This is a genomic window from Ciceribacter sp. RN22 (assembly GCF_024054295.1).
Classification (GTDB): Bacteria; Pseudomonadota; Alphaproteobacteria; order Rhizobiales; family Rhizobiaceae; genus Allorhizobium; species Allorhizobium lividum.
Genome location: NZ_JAMXLD010000001.1, coordinates 879,611 through 904,295 on the forward strand (window position 1 = coordinate 879,611; position 24,685 = coordinate 904,295).

General features: G+C 64.9%; 25 protein-coding genes. 6 read left to right on the forward strand and 19 right to left on the reverse strand.

The annotated features are described in order from the left end of the window. Position 1: 1 nt before the first annotated feature. On the reverse strand, positions 2-937 hold the full coding sequence (locus NHF53_RS04300) for a histone deacetylase family protein (protein ID WP_252833237.1): 936 nt from the start codon (positions 935-937) through the stop codon (positions 2-4). A gap of 212 nt (positions 938-1,149) precedes the next feature. Between NHF53_RS04300 and NHF53_RS04305 the strand changes: the two genes are divergently transcribed. Next, a complete protein-coding gene (locus NHF53_RS04305) occupies positions 1,150-1,551 on the forward strand; it encodes a thioesterase family protein (protein WP_252833238.1) in 402 nt (133 codons plus the stop codon). A 24-nt stretch (positions 1,552-1,575) separates the two neighbouring features. Here the strand turns inward: NHF53_RS04305 and NHF53_RS04310 are convergent, their stop codons facing one another. Then, the gene (locus NHF53_RS04310) at positions 1,576-2,907 is read right to left on the reverse strand and encodes a sorbosone dehydrogenase family protein (RefSeq protein WP_374591015.1); all 1,332 of its coding nucleotides are present in this window, start codon (positions 2,905-2,907) and stop codon (positions 1,576-1,578) included. Positions 2,908-2,970: 63 nt separating this feature from the next. Continuing rightward, positions 2,971-3,315: a helix-turn-helix domain-containing protein gene (locus NHF53_RS04315; RefSeq protein ID WP_252833239.1), complete on the reverse strand. Its 345-nt coding sequence runs from the start codon at positions 3,313-3,315 to the stop codon at positions 2,971-2,973. 116 nt (positions 3,316-3,431) lie between these two features. Between NHF53_RS04315 and NHF53_RS04320 the strand changes: the two genes are divergently transcribed. Next, positions 3,432-3,842, forward strand: a complete 411-nt coding sequence (locus tag NHF53_RS04320) for a DUF4440 domain-containing protein (RefSeq protein WP_252833240.1) — start codon at positions 3,432-3,434, stop codon at positions 3,840-3,842. Between the two features lie 51 nt (positions 3,843-3,893). On the opposite strand, the gene NHF53_RS04325 is transcribed toward NHF53_RS04320, so the two are convergent. The 5 genes from NHF53_RS04325 to NHF53_RS04345 form a co-directional block, all read right to left on the reverse strand. Next, entirely contained in the window at positions 3,894-4,454 is a 561-nt protein-coding gene (locus NHF53_RS04325; RefSeq protein WP_252833241.1) for a biotin transporter BioY, read from the reverse strand. A 34-nt stretch (positions 4,455-4,488) separates the two neighbouring features. Further along, the gene (locus NHF53_RS04330) at positions 4,489-5,091 is read right to left on the reverse strand and encodes an energy-coupling factor transporter transmembrane protein EcfT (protein WP_252833242.1); all 603 of its coding nucleotides are present in this window, start codon (positions 5,089-5,091) and stop codon (positions 4,489-4,491) included. Then, complete coding sequence (locus NHF53_RS04335) at positions 5,088-5,768, reverse strand: energy-coupling factor ABC transporter ATP-binding protein (RefSeq protein WP_252833243.1); 681 nt, start codon at positions 5,766-5,768, stop codon at positions 5,088-5,090. The genes NHF53_RS04330 and NHF53_RS04335 overlap by 4 nt, the downstream gene beginning before the upstream one ends. Positions 5,769-5,835: 67 nt before the next feature. Continuing rightward, positions 5,836-6,312: a hypothetical protein gene (locus NHF53_RS04340; RefSeq protein WP_252833244.1), complete on the reverse strand. Its 477-nt coding sequence runs from the start codon at positions 6,310-6,312 to the stop codon at positions 5,836-5,838. Then, positions 6,299-6,505: a hypothetical protein gene (locus NHF53_RS04345; RefSeq protein ID WP_252833245.1), complete on the reverse strand. Its 207-nt coding sequence runs from the start codon at positions 6,503-6,505 to the stop codon at positions 6,299-6,301. The genes NHF53_RS04340 and NHF53_RS04345 overlap by 14 nt, the downstream gene beginning before the upstream one ends. A gap of 227 nt (positions 6,506-6,732) precedes the next feature. On the opposite strand from NHF53_RS04345, the gene NHF53_RS04350 reads away from it, so the two are divergent. Continuing rightward, positions 6,733-7,920 (forward strand): winged helix-turn-helix domain-containing protein, encoded by a 1,188-nt coding sequence (locus NHF53_RS04350; protein ID WP_252833246.1) that lies wholly within the window; start codon positions 6,733-6,735, stop codon positions 7,918-7,920. A 422-nt stretch (positions 7,921-8,342) separates the two neighbouring features. Here the strand turns inward: NHF53_RS04350 and NHF53_RS04355 are convergent, their stop codons facing one another. From NHF53_RS04355 to NHF53_RS04370, 4 genes are all read right to left on the reverse strand, one after another. Then, positions 8,343-9,020: an HNH endonuclease gene (locus tag NHF53_RS04355; RefSeq protein ID WP_252833247.1), complete on the reverse strand. Its 678-nt coding sequence runs from the start codon at positions 9,018-9,020 to the stop codon at positions 8,343-8,345. A gap of 292 nt (positions 9,021-9,312) precedes the next feature. Continuing rightward, entirely contained in the window at positions 9,313-10,413 is a 1,101-nt protein-coding gene (ribB, locus tag NHF53_RS04360; RefSeq protein ID WP_252833248.1) for a 3,4-dihydroxy-2-butanone-4-phosphate synthase, read from the reverse strand. 9 nt (positions 10,414-10,422) lie between these two features. Beyond that, on the reverse strand, positions 10,423-11,517 hold the full coding sequence (aroC, locus tag NHF53_RS04365) for a chorismate synthase (protein ID WP_252833249.1): 1,095 nt from the start codon (positions 11,515-11,517) through the stop codon (positions 10,423-10,425). Positions 11,518-11,642: 125 nt separating this feature from the next. Beyond that, positions 11,643-14,777 carry an EAL domain-containing protein gene (locus NHF53_RS04370; RefSeq protein ID WP_252833250.1) on the reverse strand — a complete coding sequence of 1,045 codons (3,135 nt, stop codon included), beginning with the start codon at positions 14,775-14,777 and terminating at the stop codon, positions 11,643-11,645. A 356-nt stretch (positions 14,778-15,133) separates the two neighbouring features. On the opposite strand from NHF53_RS04370, the gene NHF53_RS04375 reads away from it, so the two are divergent. Further along, positions 15,134-15,397, forward strand: coding sequence for a DUF1344 domain-containing protein (locus NHF53_RS04375; RefSeq protein ID WP_114364419.1), 264 nt, complete (start codon positions 15,134-15,136; stop codon positions 15,395-15,397). Between the two features lie 16 nt (positions 15,398-15,413). Here NHF53_RS04375 and NHF53_RS04380 read toward each other — a convergent pair whose 3' ends face one another. The 4 genes from NHF53_RS04380 to NHF53_RS04395 all read right to left on the reverse strand — a co-directional run bounded on the left by NHF53_RS04380 (position 15,414) and on the right by NHF53_RS04395 (position 18,797). After that, entirely contained in the window at positions 15,414-16,004 is a 591-nt protein-coding gene (locus tag NHF53_RS04380) for a histidine phosphatase family protein (protein WP_252833251.1), read from the reverse strand. Between the two features lie 25 nt (positions 16,005-16,029). Next, a complete protein-coding gene (fabI, locus tag NHF53_RS04385; RefSeq protein ID WP_114364421.1) occupies positions 16,030-16,848 on the reverse strand; it encodes an enoyl-ACP reductase FabI in 819 nt (272 codons plus the stop codon). A gap of 123 nt (positions 16,849-16,971) precedes the next feature. Next, positions 16,972-18,126: a DnaJ C-terminal domain-containing protein gene (locus NHF53_RS04390; protein ID WP_252833252.1), complete on the reverse strand. Its 1,155-nt coding sequence runs from the start codon at positions 18,124-18,126 to the stop codon at positions 16,972-16,974. 221 nt (positions 18,127-18,347) lie between these two features. Beyond that, a complete protein-coding gene (locus NHF53_RS04395) occupies positions 18,348-18,797 on the reverse strand; it encodes an RT0821/Lpp0805 family surface protein (RefSeq protein ID WP_374591018.1) in 450 nt (149 codons plus the stop codon). Positions 18,798-18,836: 39 nt separating this feature from the next. Here NHF53_RS04395 and pdxH point away from each other — a divergent pair, with 39 nt between their 5' ends. Beyond that, entirely contained in the window at positions 18,837-19,484 is a 648-nt protein-coding gene (gene pdxH / locus NHF53_RS04400; RefSeq protein WP_256481252.1) for a pyridoxamine 5'-phosphate oxidase, read from the forward strand. Between the two features lie 5 nt (positions 19,485-19,489). On the opposite strand, the gene NHF53_RS04405 is transcribed toward pdxH, so the two are convergent. From NHF53_RS04405 to NHF53_RS04415, 3 genes are all read right to left on the reverse strand, one after another. Then, entirely contained in the window at positions 19,490-20,527 is a 1,038-nt protein-coding gene (locus NHF53_RS04405) for a polysaccharide deacetylase family protein (protein WP_252833254.1), read from the reverse strand. A gap of 136 nt (positions 20,528-20,663) precedes the next feature. Next, on the reverse strand, positions 20,664-21,455 hold the full coding sequence (locus tag NHF53_RS04410; RefSeq protein ID WP_252833255.1) for a sulfite exporter TauE/SafE family protein: 792 nt from the start codon (positions 21,453-21,455) through the stop codon (positions 20,664-20,666). Between the two features lie 67 nt (positions 21,456-21,522). Beyond that, entirely contained in the window at positions 21,523-22,980 is a 1,458-nt protein-coding gene (locus NHF53_RS04415; RefSeq protein ID WP_252833256.1) for an MFS transporter, read from the reverse strand. 320 nt (positions 22,981-23,300) lie between these two features. Here NHF53_RS04415 and NHF53_RS04420 point away from each other — a divergent pair, with 320 nt between their 5' ends. Beyond that, complete coding sequence (locus tag NHF53_RS04420; protein WP_252833257.1) at positions 23,301-24,587, forward strand: D-alanyl-D-alanine carboxypeptidase; 1,287 nt, start codon at positions 23,301-23,303, stop codon at positions 24,585-24,587. Positions 24,588-24,685: the final 98 nt, after the last annotated feature.

A 24,685-nucleotide genomic window follows, 5' to 3' on the forward strand; every position in this document is an offset into this window, starting at 1 on the left:
GTCAACCCTTCATCAGTCTCATGATATGCATGCCCGCCGATTCGGCGAGACCTTCCAGATCATAGCCGCCTTCGAGAAGGCTGACGACCCGGTTATGGGCGAATTTGTCCGCCACTCCCATCACACGCCCGGTCGCCCAGTCGAAATCCTCGCCGACGAGATTGAGCTGTCCCAGCGGGTCGCGGTGGTGCGCGTCGAAGCCGGCCGAGATCAGGATGAGGTCGGGCCGGAAGCTTTCGAGTGCCGGCAGGACGCGCGCCTTGAACGCCTCGCGGAAATGCTCGCTGCCAGTGTTCGGCGACAGCGGCGCGTTGACGATGTTGCCGAAGGCGCCGGTCTCCTCCTTCTTGCCCGTGCCGGGATAGAGCGGCATCTGGTGCGTCGAGCAGAAGAGTACCGACCGGTCGTCCCAGAAGATGTCCTGCGTGCCGTTACCGTGGTGCACGTCCCAGTCGACGATCGCCACGCGCTCGACGCCGTGATGCCGCATCGCGTGGCGGGCGGCGATGGCAATGGTGTTGAACAGGCAGAAGCCCATGGCCGTCGCCTTCTCCGCATGGTGGCCGGGCGGGCGGCAGGCGACGAAGGCATTGGTGATCTCGCGTGCCATCACCGCGTCGACAGCGGCCATTGCCCCGCCGATCGCCGTCAGCGCCGCCTGCAGGCTTTTCGGCGAGACATAGGTGTCGGTCTCCACCCGGTTGATCTCGCCTTCGTCCTCGGGAATCTGCCGCTTGATTGCGGCGAGGTGCTCTTCTGGATGCACCAGAAGCACCGCGTCCTCGTTCGCCTGCGGCGCCTGCGTCCGCTGCAGCGGCGCGAAATTCGGATGTTCGAGCGCGATGTTGATCGCGCGCAGCCGGTCCGGCCGCTCCGGATGGCCGGGCGGCGTCAGGTGCTCCAGAAAAACCGGGTGCTCGTAGAGGCGTGTGGTCATGGTCGTTCCCGGGTCAGATGGTGTTCTCGGCCGGTCGGCCCGAAGCAGCCTTCTCCGTCTTCGCGGGCCATTCTAGGACCGCGCGGCGCGTAGCGCCACCGCTCCGCCACCTCGACGACTGTCAACAGAAGCCCGCCGTTCCCGCCGCTCCTTGTTCTTCCTCGCCGAATGAACGTATAAATGCCTTGCACGTGGGAGAGGACAGGCAGGCCATGGACGACATCGAGCGCGTCGAAGTGACGGAAACCATCGTTCCCTATCGCGACATCGATATGACGGGGCGGATGCACAACGCCGCCTATCTCGCCCATGCCGAGACCGCGCTCAGCCACTTCTGGCGCTATCGCCCGCCGCTTGAGGACGAACCGCACTTCCAGCCGACGAAGATCGAAATCCGCCTCCATGAGGCCCTGCATCTCGACGACCGGGTGAAGCTTACCGTCCGCGTCGACAAGATCGGCATGAAGTCGGTCGGCTTCGACATCCTCGTTGAGCGCGGCGAAACGCTCGCGGCCGAGGTCGAGATCGTCTGGGCGGCGACCGGCCGCGACGACGATGAGCCGGTCACGCTGCCGGAAACCCTGCGCGACTGGCTCTACAGCTATCTGCCGTGACGAACGGCTGCGCGGTCGGTTTGCTCACGCCCCCGTCACGCGCCAGATGACGTCGCCGACATCGTCCGCGACGAGCAGCGAACCGTCCGGTCCGATGGTCACCCCGACCGGGCGGCCGTAGGAGAATTTCTCGTCCGGCGAGAGGAAGCCGGTCAGGATATCGCGTGGCGGGCCGGAAGGCTTGCCGTTTTCGAATGGCACGAAGATCACCCGGTAGCCGGAGAGTGTCGAGCGGTTCCACGAGCCGTGCTGGCCGATGACCATGCCGTCCGGGAAGCCGGGCAGGGTGCCGGCCGGCAACCAGCAGAGGCCGAGCGAGGCGGTGTGGCCGCCGAGCGCGTAGTCGGGCCGGATGGCGGTGGCGACGAGGCTTGGCGCCTGCGGCACGCGATCGTCGACCGTCTGGCCCCAGTAGCAATAGGGCCAGCCGTAGAAGCCGCCATCCTTCACCGAGGTCAGGTAGTCGGGCGGCGTCTCGTCGCCCAGCCCGTCGCGCTCGTTGACCACCGTCCAGAGCGCGCCGGTGGCCGGCTCGAAGGCGAGCCCGACGGGGTTGCGCAGGCCGCCTGCAAATATGCGGCTCTTCCCGGTCCTGAGGTCGATCTCGTAGATGCAGGCGCGGCCTTCCTCGGCAGCGAAACCGTGTTCGGCGATGTTGCTCAGCGAGCCGACGCCCACATAGAGCTTGCTGCCGTCCTGGCTCGCGAGCACGCTGCGCGTCCAGTGGCCGGCCGGCTTGAAATCGGCGATCTTGCGGCCCTGTGCGGCGATGCGGGTGGCGCCGTCGGTATAGGGATAGGCCATCAGCCCGTCGGTGTTGCCGACATAGAAGGTCCCTTCGAGCAGCGCCATGCCGAAGGGGTGGTTGAGCCCTTCCATGAAGGCGTGGCGGACCTCGGCGGTGCCGTCGCCGTCGTTGTCGCGCAGCAGCGTGATGCGGTTCGGGCTTTCGCCGACGGCCGCCGCCCGCTTCATCGTCGCATACATCGCATAGTCGAACGGGGTGCGCATGCGCCCGCCGTCGACGCCGAGCGCCTCGGAGGCGAGCACGTCGCCGTTCGGCAGCACGTAGATCCAGCGCGGGTGCTTGAGCCCTTTGGCGAAGGCGTTCACCTTCAGCCCCGGCGCGGCCGTCGGCGTGTGGCCGTCGGTCCAGCCCCTAGCGGTCGGCATCTTGAGGGTGGGGATGCGCTGAGGCTTCGCTTCCGGGATGATCGGTGCGCCGCCGAGGGCCGGCTTGCCGTTACCCGCACCGCCACGGCGCATGAGGATCATCGCGGCCCCGATCAGGGCGACGAATCGACCGAACAGTTCCAGCATGCCTGCACTCCTCTTCGAGATGTCCTGCGGCACCATAGCCGAAGCGCTGGCTGCGAGAAACTGACCAAACGCAAATTCTCTCGTCGAAACAGCGCCCTTTCACTCTTCCTTGGCGAGCCGTGGCTTCACGTGGGTTTCCGACCAGACCCACAGCGCCTGCAGAAGCGGTTCGAGAGTCATGCCGAAGGGCGTCATCGAATACTCCACCTTCGGCGGCACTTCCGGATAGACCGTGCGGGCGATCACGCCGTCGGCCTCGAGCTCGCGGAGCTGGTTCGTCAGCATCCGCTGGGTGAGCCCCGGCAGCAGCCGGCCGAGTTCGTTGAAGCGCTTGGTGCCGTCCATGATGTGGAAGAGCAGGACCACCTTCCACTTGCCGCTGATGATGTCCATCGCCGCTTCCACAGGGCAGTTGCCGTAGATCTTGTGGCGCTGCTTGCGCATGTCTTTCCCTCTTCCGCGCGCACAAATGGCGCCGTAACGGCGCTATTTGTGCGTACTGGCGCAATTTTCTCGATCGGTTAAGGCTGCAGACATCAACCCCGAACCAGGAGAACGTGATGTCCGAAACCCCCGCCGAAGTCCATCCGGTGATCGATCTCGAAAAGGCGGCCCTTGCCCGCTGGTGCAACGGCGATCCTTCCGGCTTTCTCGAAATTTCCGCGCCGGAGGTCGTCTATTTCGATCCCTTCCTCGACAAACGCATGGAAGGGCTGGAAGCGCTCACCGGCTACTACGAGGCGATCCGCGGCACGGTCTTCGCGGCACGCTACGAGATGATCGAGCCGAAGGTGATCGAGATCGGCGATGCGGCGGTGCTGACCTTCCGCTTCCTCTCCTATGCCGGCAGCGAAGGTGCGCGGATGCACTGGTACTGCACCGAGGTCTATCGCCGGCAGGCCGACGGCGCATGGCGGATCGTCGCCACCCACTGGTCGCTGATTTCCGATCAGGCTTCGTCCGGCGGCTGAGAGGCCGTCGGGTAGACGGGCCGCGGGTGATCGCCCGCGGCCGCGCATATCTCAGGCGCGGTGCGGCAGCAGCGGATAGCCGACCATCACGGCGCGGCCGGCAAGCGCTGCGATCGCCGCCTTGATGAGGTCGCCGGGAATGAAGGCGAGCGACCCCATGAAGGCCTTGGAAAGGCCAAGCCCGGCGCCGAAGGCGAGATAGCCGATGCCGAAGAGATAGACGACGACGATGCCGCCGATGACCGAAGCGGCGAAGAAGCCGAGCGTCTGCGGCAGGGCGTCCATCGCGGGCTTGCCGAAACGTTCGGCGATCAGCCCGGTGGCATAGGCGCCCGGCACCCAGCCGATCAGGAAGCCGACGGTCGGGCCGGCGAAGACGGCAAGGCCGCCGCGACCGCCGGAAAGCACCGGCAGGCCGATCGCCACCAGGATGATGACGAGGACCGGCGCCAGCGCCCCGCGCTTTGCCCCGAGGATGACGCCGGCGAGCATGACGCCGAGCGTCTGGGCCGAGATCGGCACGTTGAACGGCAGCATGATCGGCGGCACCAGGCCGAGCGCGACGATGATCGCGGCAAAGAGTGCAATGAGAACGAGATCGCGGGTATTCATGGCAGCCTCCTTGGGAAATCCCCTGCTTTCCTGCTCATTGACCCCGAATTCCCCTGGCGTCAATGGCCGCGGCGATGCTGTCCGCATCCTTGAGCGTCTGGATGATCAGCGGACCGAGCAGGGTGGAGGGCCGGATAGCAAGCCCGCGGGCGGCATGCGCCTCGCGGATCGCCTGGTGGCGGGCGAGGATTTCCGGCACGAAGCGGATGACGAGGCCGACGGCAAGCCCGATGTCGGACGCCTTGACGAGCCCCGCCCTTTCGAGCGGCCGGGCGGCGGCGGCGATCGTGTCGATGAAATCGGAAATGCCGGTCGTCGCGGTGACGGCCGCCGCCATCAGCACCAGCGCCGAGAGCCGCAGGAGCGTCAGCAGTGCCTCGCCGGCGGAATTGACGAGAAGGTTGAAGAGCGCCACCAGCGCCACGGTGGCGAGGATCGGCAACAGCGGCCTGAGCGCTGCCCGCAGCGGCTGGCCGAGCCCGAAATAGGCAAGACCGGCGAGACCGAGCGCGGCTCCCGGAACCACGGGGTTGCGGGTTACGAAGACCGCCGCCGCGAAGACCGCGAGCGCGGCAAGCTTGATCGCCGGCTTCAGCCGGTGCAGCCAGGTATCGCCGGCGACGTAAAGGCTCCTCATCGAAGCGCGATCTCCCGGTAGAAGCGGATCGCCTTTTGCGCCCCGCCGTCGAAGACGAGTTTTGCCCGGTCGAACACCAGCACGCGGGGAAAATCGGCGATCAGCGAGAGATCGTGGCTGATGACGATGGCATTTTCGTTGAGCCCTCGGATCGCTCCCTCGACCAGCGCCCGGTTCTTCAGGTCGAGCTGGTTGGTCGGCTCGTCGAAGATGACGATCTCGGGCCGCATCACCATCACCGCCGCGAGCGCGGCCAATTGCACCTCGCCGCCGGAGAGTTCGTGCGGCCGGCGGTCGGCGAGTTCGGTCAGCGAAAAGCGTTCGAGCATCGCGTTTACCGCCCGGTCGAGCGCCTCGCCCTTCACCCCGCGGCTCTTCGGCCCGAAGGCGATGTCGTCGCGGATGATCGGCAGGATGATCTGGTTTGCCGGGTTCTGGAAGATGAAGCCGACGCGGGCGAGCACCGCCTTCGCGTCGTCGACCGTGTTGAGCCCGTCGACGGTGACCTTGCCGGCGCTCGGCTTGACGAGCCCGTTGATCAGCCGCGCGAAGGTGGTCTTGCCGGAGCCGTTGAGCCCGATCACGCCGATGCGGCGCTCGCCGAGCGAAAGGCTGAGCGGCTCGAGCGCCACACGGGCGCCGTAACGCACTTCGGCCCGGTCGAATGTGATCTGCAATGCCTGGTCCCCGTCCTTGGTCCGCGCTCTCTATAGACCGGCGGGACGGCGAGGGGAATGGGGATGGTCAGCTTGACGCGGCGGACGAAAGCAGGGCTAGAAGATCAATGCCGGACTTGGCCAGAATGAGTGCCACCACTATCAGACCGACCGTATAGAGTGCATTGGAGAATATGGCCGTACCGACAGCAGGCCAGAAGGTGCCGCGCACAGCCTCTCGAAGAATTCTGGGTTCTGCTTCGGAGATGACGTAATCGGCATATTCAGCAAGCACCTGCTGGGCGCTACGTCGGGCATTCTGTATCTGTGATGGTGTCCACGTTGAATGATAAGCTCTCAACTCTTCATCTGATGGTGGACGATTGAAACGGGCATGGATGTCCGACGCCCATTCCCGCTTGGCATGTTTGTAGATGCCGTAGGCGACAATCCCCAGAAGCTCTTGCGGGGCTTCTTCGCCATCGCCGACAAATCGTTCAAAAATTGTGTTGTAGTCTTTTGCAGTCGAGTCTCTTGACGCTGTTGTCTTTTCAGCGCTTTCCATCTGAGTTTCTCTTCAGAAAATTCCCTGAAACCTCTTTGAATTTGCGATTTGCTGATAAGACAGCACCGTTGAAGACCCTGGAATTCATGACTTTGTTGGTCGAACCGGCAGCTGAGGTGCGCTCGGTGAAGACGCCGTTACCCGCATCGCGCCCGATGGTAAAATAGACCGATTTCCGCGCCTTGCTCGACATCTTGCACCTCAAAATCGCATCTGCGTTTCCAACAGCAGTACGACACCCCCGTCGCTTACGATAATATGAGCATGCATGGTCTACAATTTCAATTGCAGACGTGTGGAAAAAGGCCTCCCTGCATTTCCGGTTGTTTTGGCGGGGAAAAGAGAATCGTTGCGGTAGCGCGACACTCCTCAGCGAAAGAGCGATTGAACATACCAAGAACATCCGCTAGCGTGCCGTGCATGACGATTCCGATCAGCAACCGGCAGGCACGGCGTATCTTTCTCGAACGGCAGGGGCTTTCGCGGCCGCCGAACCGCATGCTCGGAAAGGACGGGCTCTGCGCGCTGATCCACGACCTCGGCTTCGTCCAGGTCGACAGCATCGCGACCGTCGAGCGCGCGCACCACCAGATCCTGTTTTCCCGCAACCAGACCTACCGGCCGGAGCACCTGACAGCACTTCTCGAAAAGGACCGCGCGCTCTTCGAGCACTGGACGCACGACGCCTCGATCATTCCCTCCGCCTTCTTTCCCTACTGGAAGCACCGGTTCATCCGCCGCGAGGGCCATATCCGCGAGAACTGGCGCAAGTGGCAGGGGGAGGGCTTCGACCAGGCCTTCGAGGAGACCTACGAGCGCATCCGCGAGAACGGCCCGGTCATGGCCCGCGACGTGAAGGCCGAGGACCACAAGTCTGGCGGCTGGTGGAACTGGCACCCTTCGAAGACGGCGCTCGAATTCCTCTGGCACACCGGCAAGCTTGCGATTTCCGCGCGGGAGAATTTCCAGAAGGTCTACGACCTCGCCGAGCGGGTGATCCCGTCCGAGCACTTTTCCGCCGAGGTCGATCACGACGCCTTCGTCGACTGGGCCTGCCGCGGCGCGCTGACGCGGCTCGGCTTCGCCACCCATGGCGAGATCGCCGCCTTCTTCGAGCTCGTCACCCCGCAGGAGGCGAAGGCCTGGGTGGAGCGCCACCGCGACGAACTCACGGAAGTCTCCCTCGAAACGGTCGACGGCAAGCCGCGCGCCTCCTTCGCCCTTGCCGAAAGCCTGCCCACGCTCCTCGACCCGCCGGAGCCGCCGGCCCGCATCCGCACCTTGAGCCCCTTCGACCCGCTGATCCGCGACCGCAACCGCACCGAACGGCTGTTCGGCTTCTTCTACCGCATCGAGATCTTCGTGCCGGAGCCGAAGCGCGAATACGGCTACTACGTCTTCCCGCTGCTCGAAGCCGACCGCCTCGTCGGCCGCATCGACATGAAGGCCGACCGCAAGACCGGCGTGCTGGCGGTCCGGCGCCTCTGGTGGGAGCCGGGCGTGAAAGCCTCCGCCGGGCGGCTGGAAAGGCTGGAGGCCGAGCTTTCCCGCATCGCCAGATTCGCCGGTGTGGAGAAGGTGGAGTATGGCGAGGGGTGGCTGGGGTGAGGGGGGAGGGCGGGGCGCTGAGGTTCTGTCCGTTATTGAGGCCGTCCGATGGTGTCATATGGCCCTAATGGACATTCAAAACTTCGGAGTGAGGTATGTCCGCAGGCGTATACCCTTACGGACAGACCCCCGGCACTGGCCCCTTATGTGCCGTAGACCGTGACCGTGTTGGAATGTTGCGAAACTACAGTAGTGCTGTGAATAAACCGTGTTCTAGGCGGTAGTGGCACCCCAGGGGGGGAGTGCCTGGACACAGACTGATAGATACCCCCTTGCAAAATTTTGTAGTTTTCGCAGAAGGACTGAGTGTTGCCCACGCGTTGCCTTCGACCGCGACACAACTGAGCGCGGAGCGAATGCAGCTGATGCAGTTTTAGGGGCTTGGCTAGTGCAGAAACAACCTTGAATCGCGTGACACCCGCTTATTCAATTGCAGACTCTTCTTGCTCCTCCAGCAGGGCGCGACGTCTCCGCAGGTATTCAACCTTGGGTGCGCACGCGGTCGGGACTTGAAGCTGCTTACCATCATAGGGGTGAAGCAAAGCCTTCAGTGCGGCATCCCCATCAACTTTCTTCCAATTCACGGCCACACCTAAGTCGTCGTTGATAAGTAAAAAACCATTCTCAAATGCCCTGTCGACGAGCAGTGACAAACATATCCCATTCGCTGGGTCGAGCCTGATAGATTGATCACGACTCCATGGCACGATATGAGCGGCGACCAGAAAGTCCGGAGTGCTAATTCCGGTTATTGCACATCGGTTCGCGTAGTTGCGTTTCACCGCCCCAGCAAACGCCCTCTGCGCACTGCCACGTACTTTGACATTGCCGTGCGCATCGGCAACGCCGTAGTCGTTGGCATCAATCTGATTCTCGAACGCTTGGACTTGCTCTGCCGAATAGTCCAGGCTTTCAGCAATGGCGTCACCATCTGTAGATACGGACAATTTCGACTGCAACGAGGTCACGAGTTGTTCTAACGACGACCTTGTACTGCTTCCAACCGCAGCCTGTTCGAACCACGCATCAACCTTAAGCGTTGGATCGAAGAAAATACCTCTGCCTGGATTCTTGGCATACTGGCCTGCTGCCGGTTTCATGGACACCGAGTTAAGGTGTTTCCAATGAAACTGGAGCGAAGGAATGCAACGAAGGAAGTTCAGCCGCGAATATAAGAGCGTCGGCATTCGACACTGGGCTATCTCAGCCCGATGGAATTTGAAAACAAGGTCGGATTAGCTTAACTCGGTGTCCGAAAAACCGGCAGCAGGCCACACTGTGTCCCCCTGGCGATCCTGAAAGCCCCCGTTCCAAGGCTTTTAAGCGATGGTGGGCGCTCCCTCCGGCGCCACCAGTGCAAGTCAGCTGCGGTCCTTGGGCGCCCGCCCGCCCTCAAACAATCTCCGTCCCGGTGATCCGGATCCCGAACCCTTCGAGCCCGACATAGTGCCGTTCGCGTGAGGCAAAGAGGCGGATGGAGGTGACGCCGAGGTCTTTGAGGATCTGCGCGCCGAGGCCGATTTCCAGCCATTCGCTTTCGCGAGCCTGCGCCTGTTCGTGCGCCTCGCGCTCGTGGTGGCCGGCGCGCGCGGTGGTCGAGACGCCGACGCCGACGGAGCCTTCGCGCAGGTAGACGATGACGCCGCGGCCCTTCTCGGCGATCTTCTTCATGATGTCGTCGATCTGCCGGCCCTTGCCGAACACGTCCTGGCCGACATGCTCAAGATGCAGGCGCACCGGAATGTCGACGCCGTCGCGGATGTCGCCGAAGACGACGGCGAGATGCTGCATCGGGTCCCAGGGCAGCGAATAGGCATGCGCTTTCGCCGGGCCGTAAGGGGTCTCGATGCCGAAGCTCGAGGCGAGCTGGATCAGCGTCTCCTTGCGCTGGCGGTAGGCGATGAGGTCGGCGACGGAGAGCAGCTTCAGCCCGTGTTCGGCGGCGAAGCTTGCGACCTGCGGGCCGCGCTTCACCGTGCCGTCGTCGTTGACGAGCTCGGAGATCACGCCGATCTGCGGCAGGCCGGCGAGCTTGCAGAGGTCGACGGCGGCTTCGGTATGGCCCGAGCGCATCAGCACGCCGCCCTCGCGCGCGACCAGCGGGAAGATGTGGCCGGGACGGACGAAATCGGCGGCGCCGACATTCGGATTGGCGAGGTTGCGCACCGTCAGCGTGCGGTCGTCGGCAGAAATGCCGGTCGTGGTGCCGTGCTTGAAGTCGACCGAGACGGTGAAGGCCGTCGTATGCGCGCTGTCGTTTTCGGCGACCATGGCGCTGAGGTTGAGGCGCTTGGCCTCCTCGCGCGGCATCGGCGCGCAGACGATGCCGGAGGTGTGGCGCACGATGAAGGCCATCTTTTCCGGCGTGCAGTGGACGGCGGCGACGATCAGGTCGCCCTCGTTCTCCCGGTCGTCGTCGTCGACGACCACGACGATTTCGCCCGCCTCGAAGGCGCGGATGGCATCGACGACGCGGCTCTGGTCATAGCTCATGGGAAACCCTCACTTCAGCCGGCCGGTCTGGCCGCGATCTCGCAAGTAATGATCGGCAATGATGCATGCCAGCATCGCCTCGCCGACGGGAACGGCCCGGATTCCGACGCAGGGGTCGTGGCGGCCCTTGGTGCGCACGTCGACATTGTTGCCGTCGGCATCGATCGACTTGCGCTCGGTCAGGATCGAGGAGGTCGGCTTGATGGCGAAGCGCGCGACCACCGGCTCGCCGGTCGAAATGCCGCCGAGGATGCCGCCGGCGTGGTTCGACAGGAAGAGCGGCTTGCCGTCATTGCCCATGCGCATCTCGTCGGCGTTTTCCTCGCCGGTGATCTCGGCGGCGCCGAAGCCGTTGCCGATCTCGACGCCCTTGACCGCGTTGATCGACATCAGGCCGCTCGCGATGTCCTGGTCGAGCTTGCCGTAGATCGGCGCGCCGAGCCCGGCCGGCACACCCTCGGCGACGAGTTCGATCACGGCGCCGACCGAGGAGCCGGCCTTGCGGATGCCGTCGAGATAGTCTTCCCAGACCGGCACGATCTCGGGATCGGGGGCGAAGAACGGGTTGTTGCCGATCTCCGCCCAGTCCCAGTTGTCGCGGTTGATCTTGTGCTTGCCGATCTGCACCAGCGCGCCGCGGATGGTGGCGCCGGGGATGACGAGGCGGGCGATGCCGCCGGCGGCAACACGGGCGGCCGTCTCGCGGGCGGAGGAGCGCCCGCCGCCGCGATAGTCGCGGATGCCGTACTTGACGTCATAGGTGTAGTCGGCGTGGCCGGGGCGGTATTGCCGGGCGATCTCGCCGTAGTCCTTCGAGCGCTGGTCGGTGTTCTCGATCATCAGCGAGATCGGCGTGCCGGTGGTGACGAAGGAACCGTCCTCCTGCGGCATCACGCCCGAGAGCACCTTGACCAGGTCCTCCTCGCGCCGCTGCGTGACGAAGCGCGACTGGCCGGGCTTGCGCTTGTCGAGAAAGGACTGCAGGTCCTCCTGCCGGAAGCGGAGGCCGGGCGGGCAGCCGTCGACGACGGCGCCGAGTGCCGGCCCGTGGCTTTCGCCCCAGGTGGTGACGCGGAACAGATGACCGAAGGTGTTGTGCGACATGTCTCAAAGGTCCGGAACTTGGGCGGCCGGGCCGCCTTCTCGTATCGGGGCACACACATAGTGGAAAACCGCCGGGAGAGGAAAGGCTTTCTTTCCGGGCAGGTCCCGGCGGAGGGCGATTGCCGTCATGCCTTCAGCGCGGTTGTTACGCCTGCGCGGCGGGCGGCGAAGCGGGCGAAGTCCGCGAAGGGAAGGGGCTTCGCAAAGGCATAACCCTGCAGTTCGTCGCATCCGAGTGTTCGCAGGAGCTCGGCATGCGCCGGCGTTTCCACCCCTTCGGCGATCGTCTCCACGCCGAGCGAGCGGGCGATCTCGATGATCGAGCGCACCAGCGCGCGCTCCTGCGGCGAGGTGAGGATCGGCATGACGAGCTGCCGGTCGATCTTCAGCCGCTTCGGCTTGAGGCGCAGCAGGCTGACGATCGAGGTATGGCCGGTGCCGAAGTCGTCGATCTCGACGTCGATGCCGAGCGCCTTGATGTCGGCGAGATTGGCGCTCGCCGGATCGTCGCTGTCGTCGAGGAAGATCGATTCGACGAGTTCGAAGGCGACCTCGCCCGGGCGGATGCTGAGGCCGCGAAGCTGGTCCACCAGTGCCGGATCGTGCAGCCGCCGCGAGGAGACGTTGACCGAGATCCGCGGCAGGTCGATGCCCTGAGCCATCCAGCGCATCTTGTCGCGCAGCGCCGTTTCGAGCACCAACTGGTCGATGCGCGCGACAACGTTGAGCTCTTCGGCGAGCCGCAGGAACCGCCCCGAGGCGAGAATGCCCTGGTCGGGATGGTTCCAGCGCACCAGCGCCTCCGCCCCCGTCAGCCGCATCGTCGTGGCGTCGAATTGCGGCTGGTACCAGACGGTGAATTCGTCGCGTTCGAGGCCGGCGAGGATGTCGTCGGCGAGCCTCTTTCGCGTGACGATGTTCGCCTGAAGCGCCTGGGAGAAGAATTCGTAGCCGTTTCGCCCCTTCTCCTTGGCCTGGTAGAGGGCGATGTCGGCGTTGATCAGCACCTTGCGCGGGTCGGAGCCGATCCCCTGCGAGCGGGCGATGCCGATCGACACGCCACAGCGGCAGGAGAAGCCCTCGAAGTCGACGGGCCGGCCCATCTCCTCGATGATCCGCTCGCTGAGCAGGCAGAGCGCCTCCGTGGTCACCGGACGGGTGATCAGGATCACGAACTCGTCGCCGCCGATGCGCGCCACCAGGTCGTCCTTCTCGACGGCCCGCGACAGGATCTCGGCGGTGTGCGTGAGCACCGCGTCGCCGGCGGCATGGCCGAGCGTGTCGTTGATCTCCTTGAACCGGTCGAGGTCGAGATGCAGGATCGTAAAACGCGTCCCGCTCGCCGGGCCGGCGCGCCCGAGCCGGTCGAGTTCCTCGTCGAGCTTGCGGCGGTTGGCGAGCGCCGTCAGCGGATCGTGAAGGGCGTTGAATTCGATCCGGGTCTTGGCAAGTTCGAGCTCGATGTTGCGGGCGTCGGCCTCCGCCTTTGCCGCCCGCAGCTCTTCGGCGAGAAGCGCGTCGGCGGTGACGTCGAAGGCGATGCCGATGATCTTTTCCTTGCCGTCCTTGCCGACATGCAGCTGGCCGACGGAGCGCACATAGCGCGGCTCGCCGTTCGGCAACAGGATCTGCTGCAGCGTGTTGATCGTCGTCGCGGTTTCGAGCGCCTTGTTGGTGGCGGCGAGGACCCGCTCGCGGCAGTCGGGGTGCAGGCAGGAGAGCCAGCCGTGCTGGTCGAGGCGCCGCGGACTGTAGGGAATGCCGTAGAGCTGGTGCATCCGCTCGTCCCACAGTGCCGTCGCGGACACGGGATCGGCCTCCCATATGCCGCAATTATAGGAGGCGAGCGCAAGGTCGAACTTGTGCGAGAGTTCGGAAAGCTCCTGTTCCCGGCTCGACAGTTCGTCGAGCGCCAGTTCGAGTTCGGCGTTCTTGATGTCGCTCGTCTGCTTGGCGTCGCGCAGCGTCTGCGTCATCCGCGCATCCGCGGTGACGTCGAGGACGACGCCGATCAGCCTGCTCTCGCCCTCTTCGCCGACCGAATGGGCACCGACTGATCGAAGGTGGCGGACGGTGCCGTCGGGAAGCACGACCCGATAGGTCATGTCGGCGGTTTCCGCGACCGCGATACAGCTGTAGGCGAAGGCCTGTGCCTCGATCCTCTCGCGGTCTTCCGGGTGGATCGATGCGGTCCAGTCGCCGATCCGGTCCTCGTCGTCCCCGAAGCTGGGCGCGCGTCCGTGGAGGGCCGCGCTCCGGTCGTCCCAGAGAAGCACGTGGCCGTCGAGCTTCACCTCCCAGATGCCGATGTCGGCCGAGTCCATCGCAAGACTGAGGCGTTGCGACAATTCGAGCAGCTTCTTCTCTCGCCGCTTGAGTTCGGCAACATAACGGTTGCGATCGCGAAACAGGATACCGGTGACGACGGCGGGAATCATGATCGCCGCGCCGGCGAGGAAGATCGCCAGGCGGATCGTGATGCGGTTCTCCGGAGGCGTGTTCCAGCCGCCCTGCGGCGCGGCAACGATTTCGAAGGCTCCGCCGCCCGGCAGGTCCAGCCGCGACACCGAAGGAGCCGCATCGCTGGCAAAGACCGGGCCGAGATCGAGGGCGGCGGCGTCCGGTGCCACATGTCGCACCGACCATTGCAGGTCGGCAAGCGGGAGAGGCCTCGCCTCCGGCATGCTTCCATCCGGAAGCAGAAGCCCGCTCGCCTGCAGAAGCCCCCGGGTTTCGAGCGTCATGGCGACGAAGCCGCCGCCGGTCGCGCCGGCCTGCCCGACGGGTACGGTGAGCCGGAAGGTGCCGCTTTCGAGCCGGAGAAGCTGTCCCCCTTCGGGAGAGCCTGGCAACGTGGCCGGCGCGGCTACCGGCGCATTGGCGCGGGAATAGAGCGTCTCGGTGGGAGCGGCGGCGTTCGCCGCGTACTCAAACGTGCGGATATGGTCCTTGCCGCGGCCGAGGATCGCTGCCGCCGTCCGAAGCTGGGCGGGATCGGGATCGATGGCGGCTTCCAATGCGAGATGGCGGACCGTCGCGAAATCGGCGGAGATTTCGGTCTGGAGCGCAAAGCGGATGACCTGCATTCCGTCACGCACGTGCTGCTCCAGAGCGGTCCGGTGGGCCGTCGTATAGCGCTGGTCAGCAAGGACTCCTGCTGCGACGATGACGCAGGCCAGCATGCCGGAGCCGAGCAGGAACGAGCCGGCACTTTGTGTCCGCGCCCTGCGCCATCCGGGGGTGTGGCTCGGCAAGTCCAAGTTTCGACGTCTCCTTCGTCCGAATGCGGGGCCGCCATGGTCCTCCCGGCGTCCGCGCTCGTCCTGCGGTCGCGTGCGGTCGAGGATGGCGGGCAGCGGCACGGATACTACGCGTGCGCGGGTTAATTTAGGATTTCGGGCTGGGAAATGGTCGGAAGGACAGCGTCCGCTCGCAGGGTGACCGCCGAAAACTGTTGCCCGTCCACCGGTCTCTTTCACGGGTGCTTGATCGCGGCCGTGTTCCCGTGCCAACAATCGCATGGAAATGTCATTTTTGCGGGCAACTTCTGCCACATTCGGGAGGCTTACTTTTGTTCAATGTTTTTAATGCACTAATAGCGGCAAAGGTTTTCCGGATGCGTTTCGTCATGGCAGTCCTGCTCGGCACCGCGAGCTTCTTGTCCCCGCTGAGCGCGCTCGCGGGCAGCAATGACGTCGAGGCGACGATCCGTTCCCTCAATGCCGACCAGCTCACGATGACGCTGGACGACGGGAAGACTTACGTCCTGCCGCAGGAATTCAACTTCGAGGGTCTGGAAAACGGCGTCAAGGTGATCGTGTTCTTCACCGAGGTCGACGGCAAGCGCATCGTCGACGATCTCCAGGTCGTCGGCGAATAGCTCTCTTCGATCGGGTCTACAGCCAGGCGACCGTCCCGCCGTCGCGGTCGATCTTCAGGATACGGTCCTGGGGAACGTTCATGTTGCAGGCGGCATCCTGCGACCACTTGCCGATGAGCCGGAAGACGCTGCGCACCACGCCGCCGTGACTGACGCAGACCGTCGGGCGATCGACGGAGGTGAGCCATGCACCAACGCGCCAGGAAAGGATTTCATAGCTTTCGGCGGCCTCGCCGGGAGGGATGAAATCCCATTTCTCCCGTCTGCGGGCTTCGACCCGATCGGGGGCCTGCCGGCGCAGTTCGGCGAGCGTAAAGCCCTGCCAGTCTCCGAAGGAAAGTTCCATCAGCCGCGTTTCCGTCCGGTAGGCCGCGGGATCGAGGCCCATGGCGGCGCGCACGCGCTCCATGGTCTCGCGGGTGCGCCCGAGCGGGGAGGAGACGTAGTCGTAGGTTTCAGCCGCGTCGCCGAGTTCGGCCGCAAGCCGTTCGCCGTTGCGGCTCGCCTGGCTGCGGCCGAGGGCATTGAGGGGCACGTCCTGCTGCCCCTGCAGCCTTCCCTCTGCGTTCCAGTCGGTCTGGCCGTGGCGAATCATGTAGATGAGCACGGCAGACCACTCCAGAAGCGGGAGATTATTCCTTGGATACGGAGATGTCCGGGGCGTCGACGGCCTTCATGCCGACGGTGTGATAACCGCAGTCGACGTGGTGGACTTCGCCGGTGACGCCGGTCGAAAGATCAGAAAGAAGGTACATGCCCGACTTTCCGACTTCGTCCGTCGAGACGTTGCGCTTCAGCGGCGAATTGTACTCGTTCCACTTCAGGATATAGCGGAAGTCGCCGATGCCGGAGGCTGCGAGCGTCTTGATCGGGCCGGCGGAGATCGCGTTGACGCGGATGCCGCGGCCGCCCATGTCGACGGCGAGGTAGCGCACGCTCGCCTCGAGCGCGGCCTTGGCGACGCCCATGACGTTATAGTGCGGCATGACCTTTTCGGCGCCGTAATAGGTGAGCGTCAGCAGCGAGCCGCCGTCGTTCATGATCCGCTCGGCACGTGCCGCGACCGCCGTGAACGAATAGACGGAAATATCCATCGTGCGGGTGAAGTTGTCGCGCGTCGTCTCGATGTAACGGCCCGTCAGTTCATCCTTGTCGGAGAAGGCGATCGCGTGGACGACGAAGTCGATCTTGCCCCACTTTTCTTCGAGATTGTTGAAGACGGCGTCGATGCTTTCGAGATTGGTGACGTCGCAGTCGCCGGCCATGAAGGCGTCCAGCTCCTGCGCCAGGGGTTCGACGCGCTTGCGCAGGGCGTCGCCCTGCCACGTCAATGCGATGTCCGCGCCCGCGTCACGGCAGGCCTTAGCGATACCCCATGCGATGGAACGGTTGTTTGCGACGCCCATGATCACGCCGCGCTTGCCTGCCATAAGGCCGGAACCTTGAACCATGTTTTGTTTCCCTAAGACTTTCGATTGAAACTGCCTATGGCATAGCCCGCATCACGGTTCAAGATTGACCGGGATCATCTACTGTTAGGCTGCGTAACAAAGGGTGTGATTGTCACAAATACTTCACAAGAACAAGCCGTGGCGCATCAGCCGCATGAGGTCGGTGACCTTTTCGTCCGGCTTCTCCCAGAGCAGAACGCGAAGCTCCACGGCGAGCACACCGCGTTTTCCCTCTGCGTCCGCAAGACCGAGATCGTCGATGCGGATGACCTGGTCCGAGCCGGACCACGGCGGAATGGTGACCTGCACCGGTCCCGTCGGCGTCTCGACGGTCGCCTCGCAGCCGAGAACGGCATCCTCGAGCGTGATCGGTAGCACGGTGTGGATGTCGTAGCCCTCGGTGCGGAATTTCTCCGTCTTCTGGACGCGGATCGTCACGGCGACGTCGCCGCGCAACATGCCCTGGACCTTGAGGCCCTGGCCCTTCAGGCGAACGACGTCCCCGTCCTTCAGTCCTCCGTCGAGGTTGACGCGGAGGTCGCGTCCGTCCGGGAGCGTGACCGTCACCGGGGAGCGGCTGAGGAGGTCGCTGATTGCGACCTGCGCGTCGACAAGGATGTCGGGCGCCGTCTCGGGCGGCGGCTGCACGCCGCGCAGGCGACGCACCAGTGCGCTGATGAGTTCGATCGGCCGGAGGGGAGCAGGGCCGGAGAGGCCGCCGTTCTCTCCCTCGGTCTTGGCAGCCTGGTCTTCCCGCCGAAGGCTTTCGGCGACGGCGGCTGCCTCCGGACTGTCGCCGAAGATGCGGGCGACCACGTCTTCCGGGCTCTCGGCGCCGGCCTTGCCGGCGGGCTTTGCCTTCGCCTGCGATTGCGGCTGAGGCTGAGGCTGCGGTTGCGCCTGGGAGGTATGGGATTGTCTTTCGGCCTTCGCCTTTTCGGCCTCGGCCCGCTGCAGTTCGGCGAGAATGCGCTCGGCGTTCTCCTTGGCTTCCTTCGCGCGCTCGGCCGCCTCACGCGCGGCCTGTCGCTGCTGCAGGATCGTCTGTTCGCGCATGCGGTTCTCCGCCTTTTCGCGTTGCCGGTCGTAACGGGTGCGCTTCTCGGGATCCTTGAGGATTTCGTAGGCCCGGCCGATCTCGGCGAAGCGATGGCTCGCCTCGGGATCGTCCTGGTTGTGGTCGGGATGAACGGATTTCGCCTTGTTGCGCCAGGCCGTCTTTATCTCGTCGGCTCCCGCATTCCGCCGCAGGCCGAGCACTGAATAGAAGTCGCGCATCCAGATCCCCGATGACTTGGCGTGGCACGCTCCGCATCCGGAGGGGCCGGCCATTGAAACCTTCGGCGCGGACGACCTCCGTCGTGCGCGCAGACAGCCCGATCATCGCAAGAAGTTGCTAATTAGAAGTTACACCGGGCGCGGTGGAGCGAGGGCCGGCGTGAAGCGGCCGCGGACCGGGATGGCGACGAGTTCGGTTTTGCGAAGTGTCTTCCGGCGCCTCAGGGCTGGCGGTCGAAGCTCACGAGCTGCCAGCCGGGCCCGACCGCACAGGTCTTGCCGCTGAAATAGGCGATGCCCTCGTAGGAGTGGCGGGTCGTCGAAAAATGGCGGCAGACGCCGCCGCCCTGCTTCTGCTCGCGGATCGCGGTGACGACGCCCGAGCTGCCGGTCGAGGCGTTCGCCCAGGGCAACGGATCGGAGCCGAGCTTGGAAAGATCTGCCGAAGAGACGGCGTTCTGCACGGTCATTTCGTCGGAGCTGCCGTTCACATGGCTGCCCGTGACGGTGCCCGTTGCGATCGAGCGATCGACCTTGTCATCCCCGAAGAGGCCGAGCCCTCCGGCCATGCAGCCGGTCAGCGGAAGTGCGAGAAGGACGACGGCGACAATCCTGCCGAAGCCGGGCGTCGTGCCCTTTGTGCCTGTCTCTGACTTTGCTATGTCTCTCAATGGGCGTCCTGTCCAGCGCTGAAAACCTGGGCATTGGTGATGAACTTCAGGAGCATTCGACTTAATATGTCTGAATCGAAGTTAACAAGCGGTGACTTTACAGAAGAGAATGAGCCATTCACCCTTTTCGGGACGTGGCTGAAGGACGCGGAAGCCTCGGAGATCAATGATCCCAACGCTGTAGCGCTCGCGACGGTCGACGAGCACGGCCTTCCGAACGTCCGCATGGTGCTGTTGAAAGAGTTCGATAGCCGCGGTTTTGTCTTCTACACGAACTTCGAGAGCCAGAAGGGACGAGAGATCCTCGGCCAGAAGAAGGCGGCGATGTGCTTTCACTGGAAATCGCTGCGCCGGCAGGTGCGCCTGCGCGGCGAAGTCGAGGTCGTCTCGGACGAAGAGGCGGACATTTATTACCGTTCCCGTCCGCTCGGCAGCCGCATCGGCGCCTGGGCGTCCAAGCAGTCGCGCCCGCTGGAGAGCCGATTCGCGCTCGAAAAGGCGGTCGCCGAATACACCGCCCGTTACGCGCTCGGCGACGTACCGCGGCCGCCGCACTGGTCGGGCTTCCGCATCCGCCCCGTCTCGATCGAGTTTTGGCACGACCGCAAGTTCCGCCTGCACGACCGGATCGAGTTCCGTCGCGAGACGGTCGATTCGCCGTGGACCAAGGTCAGGATGTATCCCTGAAGGGCTCAGCCCCTCAGGCGGAAGGGAATGCCGGAGGCGAGCGCGGAGACGTAGCGCTTCTTCTGGTAGAAGCCGTTCAGCGAAATCCGCGGTAACCGGAAGAGCCGCTCGGCAGACTGCGTGCTGAGCGTGCCGGGGGATGTCGTCACCGCAAGGTGGCAACCGGCATCCTCGACGGCGCGCACGCTCGCGTCCGTGACGCTGCGCCTGTCGCCGTAGGGATAGGCGAAGGCCAGCGGCCGCCGGCCGGTGATCTCCTCCACGTAGTCGGCAGACCGGCGCACTTCGTCCGCGACCGTGGCCGGATCGAGGAAACCGAGCGAGCGGTGGCTCACCGTATGGGCTCCTAGGGTGACGAGCGGATGCCTCGCGAAGGCTGCGAGCTCTTCCCCCGACATCACGAGATCCTTGACGATCGCCTCGGGGTCGATGCCGGCTGCCACCGCTGCGCGGTCGAGTTTCTCGATCATGGCCTCCTCGCCGTGGGCGCAAATCGCCTCGGCGATGTGGTCGAAGGCGGCGCGCTTTTCGGCGCGCGTGCGGAGGTCGTAATGGACCGGTTCGCCGCCGTCCTTGAGATCGACGCCCCGGAGCCTGTCGAGGATGGCCGAGGCCGTCTCCCACCAGATCGTGTGGCTGCGTTCGGAAAATCCGCGACAGACGAAGACGGTGAAGGGAACGCCGTGCCGTTCGAAGACCGGTAGCGCGTGGTCGCGGTTGTTGCGATAGCCGTCGTCGAGCGTGAAGGCGGCAAAGGGCGGCTGCCCCGGTTCGGATGACTGGAGGAGGGCAGGGACGTCCTCGAGACGCACGAAGCGGTATCCCTCGGCCTTCAGCTGCCGGATGACGGCGTCGAGGAACTGCGGCGTCACCTCGAGGTGATCGTTGACATTGGTGAGCGTCGGGACGAAGGGTCGGACATGGTGCAGCGTGAAAATCGCTCCGAGTCCGCGCGCCGACGCCATCGCGCCCGCTCGTCGCAACAGGTGCGACGCTTCGAGCCCGGCAGTGATGATGCCGCGTCTGGCCAGCTCCCTCAGCATGCTTTCTTCCGTCTTTCACTCCTGCCGGTCGCGGCACCCGGCGTGCCGTTCCGTTTGGTGCGGCGACCGTAGCCAATCGGCGTTAAGCGGGAGTTGCCAGAATACCCAAAAATCTATGGGGAGTTACATTCCGCCCTCAGCGTAGCAGACCGTCGAGCAACGGCAAGCCGATGATCGCGGCGGCGGCGATGAGTCCATAACAGATACGCCGGAACACCTGGTCGTCGGTCTTGCCGAAGAGCCGCGACCCGGCAAGGACACCGAGACCGAAGACCGGGCCGGCGACGAGCGACAACGCAAATGCCGGCAGGCCGAAAAAGCCGGCGAACACGTAGTTGACGCCGGTGATCAGCGAGCTCATCGCGAAATAGAAGACGAGATTGGCGCGCACCGTCGCGGCCGGCAGGGCTCCGCCGAGCCAGTAGGCGACGACCGGCGGTCCGCTCACCTGCGCCGCCCCGCCGAAGATGCCCGCAACCGCGCCCACGCCGATGGTGAGCGGCGTCGTCGGCTTGCCGTGATAGCGCCAGCCGGAGACCAGCAGGGCAAGCAGCGAAATGACCACGGTGATGATCGCCCAGCGGACGGCGAGCGGATCGGCGCGGGCGAGGATCATCGTGCCGAGCGGCACGCCGGCGAGCGCCCCGACGAGCATGGTGCCGGCCTCCCGCTTGTCGGCCTGACGGACGGCGCCGGGGATCATCGGCAGGGTCATCACCAGGTCGATGATGAAAAGGATCGCCACGGCGAGCCGCGGCTCGACCACGGAGCTTGCCAGCGGAACGAAGATGAGCGCGCCGCCGAAGCCGGAAAAGCCACGCGCCAGGCCGGCGACCAGCGCCGAGGCGAGAAGGAAGGAGAGCGTGCCTGTGCTCTGGCTGCCGATATACGCGGGGATGGCTGCAAGCGTGATGTGCGTCGGCTCCATGCCCGTCGTCCTCTCTTCGTGCGGAGGCTCTCCTTAGCAGAGTCGCATCGCGGGAGGACAGCCGGTTTCAGCGGGCGTCTCCCCGAGGGTTCCGGAGCAACCGGACGGCACGCCAGGAGACGAGGGCGGCCGGCAGCGACCACAGGAAGGCGAGAACAAAGGCGGTGGCGAGTGGCCCGCGCAGGTCCTCTGCGCCCTTCGCCGCCGCAAGCCCCGCGGCGTTTGCCGCAAGCCCGGCAAGCGCGCCGCCGAGCGCGTAACCGGCCGATTGCAGCGTCGGCAGGAGCGTCGAGGTCTTGTCGCGCTCGTGTGCGGGGGCGGTGTCCATCAGCATCTGGCTCAGATACCCCCAGCTCACGCCGAAGGCCGCGCCGATCGCCACCTGCGCGACGACGAGCAGGGCGATCTTGCCCGACAGGAGCGATGCGACCAGCAGGCCGAGCCCGCCGACGAGGAGCAGCGGACCGATCCAGATCATGCTGCGCTTTCGGCTGTCCGACCGGAGGTTGGCGACGCCGATCGCCGTCAGGCTCCAGCAGATCGCCATCAGCGCGCTCATCCCGCCGGCGGCGGTCGGCGGGAAGTGCCAGAGGTTCTGCAGGCTGAAGACGAGATAGACGCTGCTCGTCGCCTGGGCGAGCGACATCAAAAGCACGGCCCAGAGCCCGAGCCCCAGCCCGGAGCCGAGTGAAAAGGCACCCGTCGGCAGGACCGTCTCCTTTGCCCGGCGGTCGAGATGCAGCGAACCGGCGAGCGCGAGGACTGCGACGACGAGGGCGATTACCGCCTGCGACGAGCCATTGGAAAGGCCGGCGACGAGCACCGTCACCAGCGCTGTGGCGAGAAGGGCGAGCCGGAGCCCGGGAAAGGCCGTGCTCCGCACCTCGCCGCCTTGCCGCTTCGGCACGATCGTCACCGCCATCAGCACGAAGATCGCGATGATCGGCACGTTGACGAAGAAGGCGGCACGCCAGGAGATCGTTTCCGTGAGATAGCCGGCGAGCACCGGGCCACCGAAGGCGGCGAGCGCCCAGACCAGAGCCTCCGCGCCGAAGACCTTCGGCACCAGGCGGGGCGGGAAGATTTCCGGGATCAGCGCATAGCAGATCGCCGCGACCACCCCTTCGCCCAGCCCCTGGCCGATGCGCCCGAGAAGGACGGCGGTCATGGTCGTCGCGGTCGCCGCACGCAGCGTCCCGGCGAGGAAGACGAGGGCGGCGGCGGTGAGGACGAGGCGGGCGCCGAATCGTTCCTTCAGCATGGCCGCACTCGTCCCGGCGATGATCGAGGCGGTGAGAAAGAGCGTCAGCGACCAGGAAATCACCGCCTCGCCGCCGAGTTCGGCGACGGTCGTCGGCATCACCGTGCTGACGAGAAAGCCGTTGAAGGCGTAGAGCGCCACGCCGAGGCAGAGCATCGCGGTGGCGACGAGATAGCGAGGTGCGAGCAGGTCAAGCCAGCGGCCCCCGTCGCTTTCGGCGACGGCGGGCGTCAATTCGGTGATCTCTCTCTCGTGGACGGTCATCGGTCGTTGCTTTCCTTTGCGGGTCCTTGAAGGTGATTTGCGGACGCTACGACCTCAACCGCGATTGAGGTAAAGGGGGATTTTGGGTTGCCGGCGCCGCCTGCGTGAAAGGCAACGTTAACCACGATCGGCGGTTTCTGTGCGCCGCTTTGCCCGCCCGGCCGGCACCAGCGTCGGACCAGCTTCACCGATCAGATTATGGCTGTATTGCTCGATTGTCGCCGCATTCTTCGTCTAGGCAACCCCGGTCTTCGAATCGGCCCGCCGATTCCTGTCACCCGGACATTCTCGCGTTTCTGATCCGCTCCCGTGGAGGAATGATGAATAAGCTGTTGGTCGCGCTCTCGTTTTTCGTAGTGATCGGCTGTTTCACCAGTTCTGCAAATGCCGGCAGCGCCCAGTTCCTTCTCGACGCGCGGACCGGAGAGGTTCTCGCCTCCGAAAACGGCGACATGCTCAACCATCCGGCGTCCCTGACCAAGATGATGACGGTCTACATGACCTTCGAGGCGATCCGCAGGGGCGAGCTCTCCTGGGACAGCCCGGTGCCGTTTTCGAAATACGCTTCCTCCCGCCCGCCGACCAAGCTGCGCGTCAAGGCGGGTGATGCGATCACCGTGCGGGAAGCCGTACTCGGCATGATCGTCCAGTCGGCCAATGACGCTGCGGTGGCAATGGCCGAGAAGCTCGGCGGCTCCGAGCCCGCCTTCGCCGAGATGATGACCCGTAAGGCCCGTTCGCTCGGCATGCCGAACACGGTCTTCGTCAACGCGTCCGGCCTTCCCGACGACCGCCAGATCACCACGGCGCGCGACATGTCGACCCTCGGGCTGGCGCTGATGCGCGACTTCCCCCGGGAATACAAGCTCTTCTCCACCCGCTCCTTCGCCTTCCGCGGCCGCACGATCAACGGCCACAACAACCTCATGTATCGTTACAAGGGCATGGACGGCATCAAGACCGGGTACACCAATGCTTCCGGATACAATCTCGTCAGCGCCGTTGTGGATGGCAACCGCCGCGTGATCGGCGTCGTGATGGGTGGCCGTAGCGCCGCCGGCCGCGACAAGCTGATGGCAAGCCTCATCGACGGCAATATCCGCAAGGCCTCCGGCGGTTCCGCCCTGGTCGCCAGCAACGGTTCGGGCGCGGTGATCGCCCGCCTCGGTGACGAAGTGCCGGTTCCCGCCGGCGCACCGGGTCGTGATGCCGTCGCGGAACTGATCAGCGATGCGGCACCCGTCCCCGAAAGCCGTTACGGCACCGCCTTTGCCGACACCGGCAACGCCTCCGGCGCGGTCGCTGCCGTCGAAAGCATGGCCACGCCGAAGCCTGCACTGCCGGTCAGGGGCGGCGGGAAATGGCAGATCCAGATCGCCGCTGCGGTGAGCGCCGAGGCGGCGATGGGGCTGCTCGCCGATGCCAAGGCGAAGATCGGCGAACCGCTCGCCAATCGCAACGCCTATGCCGAGCGCGTCTCGCGCAACGGCAACACGTTCTACCGCGCCCGCTTCGGCGGCTTCGACAGCAAGGTCGACGCGCGCCGCGCCTGCGAGAAGCTTGTCGAAAACCGCTACGACTGCGTGCTGATGCCCGCGAACGGGTGACCGGCGGCGGGAAGTCAGTCGACTTGCCCCTTCTTTCACTGATCGGAATTGCCCGCCCGCCGGAATCGCGCCATGTTCTCCGTGAACAGATGGAGAAC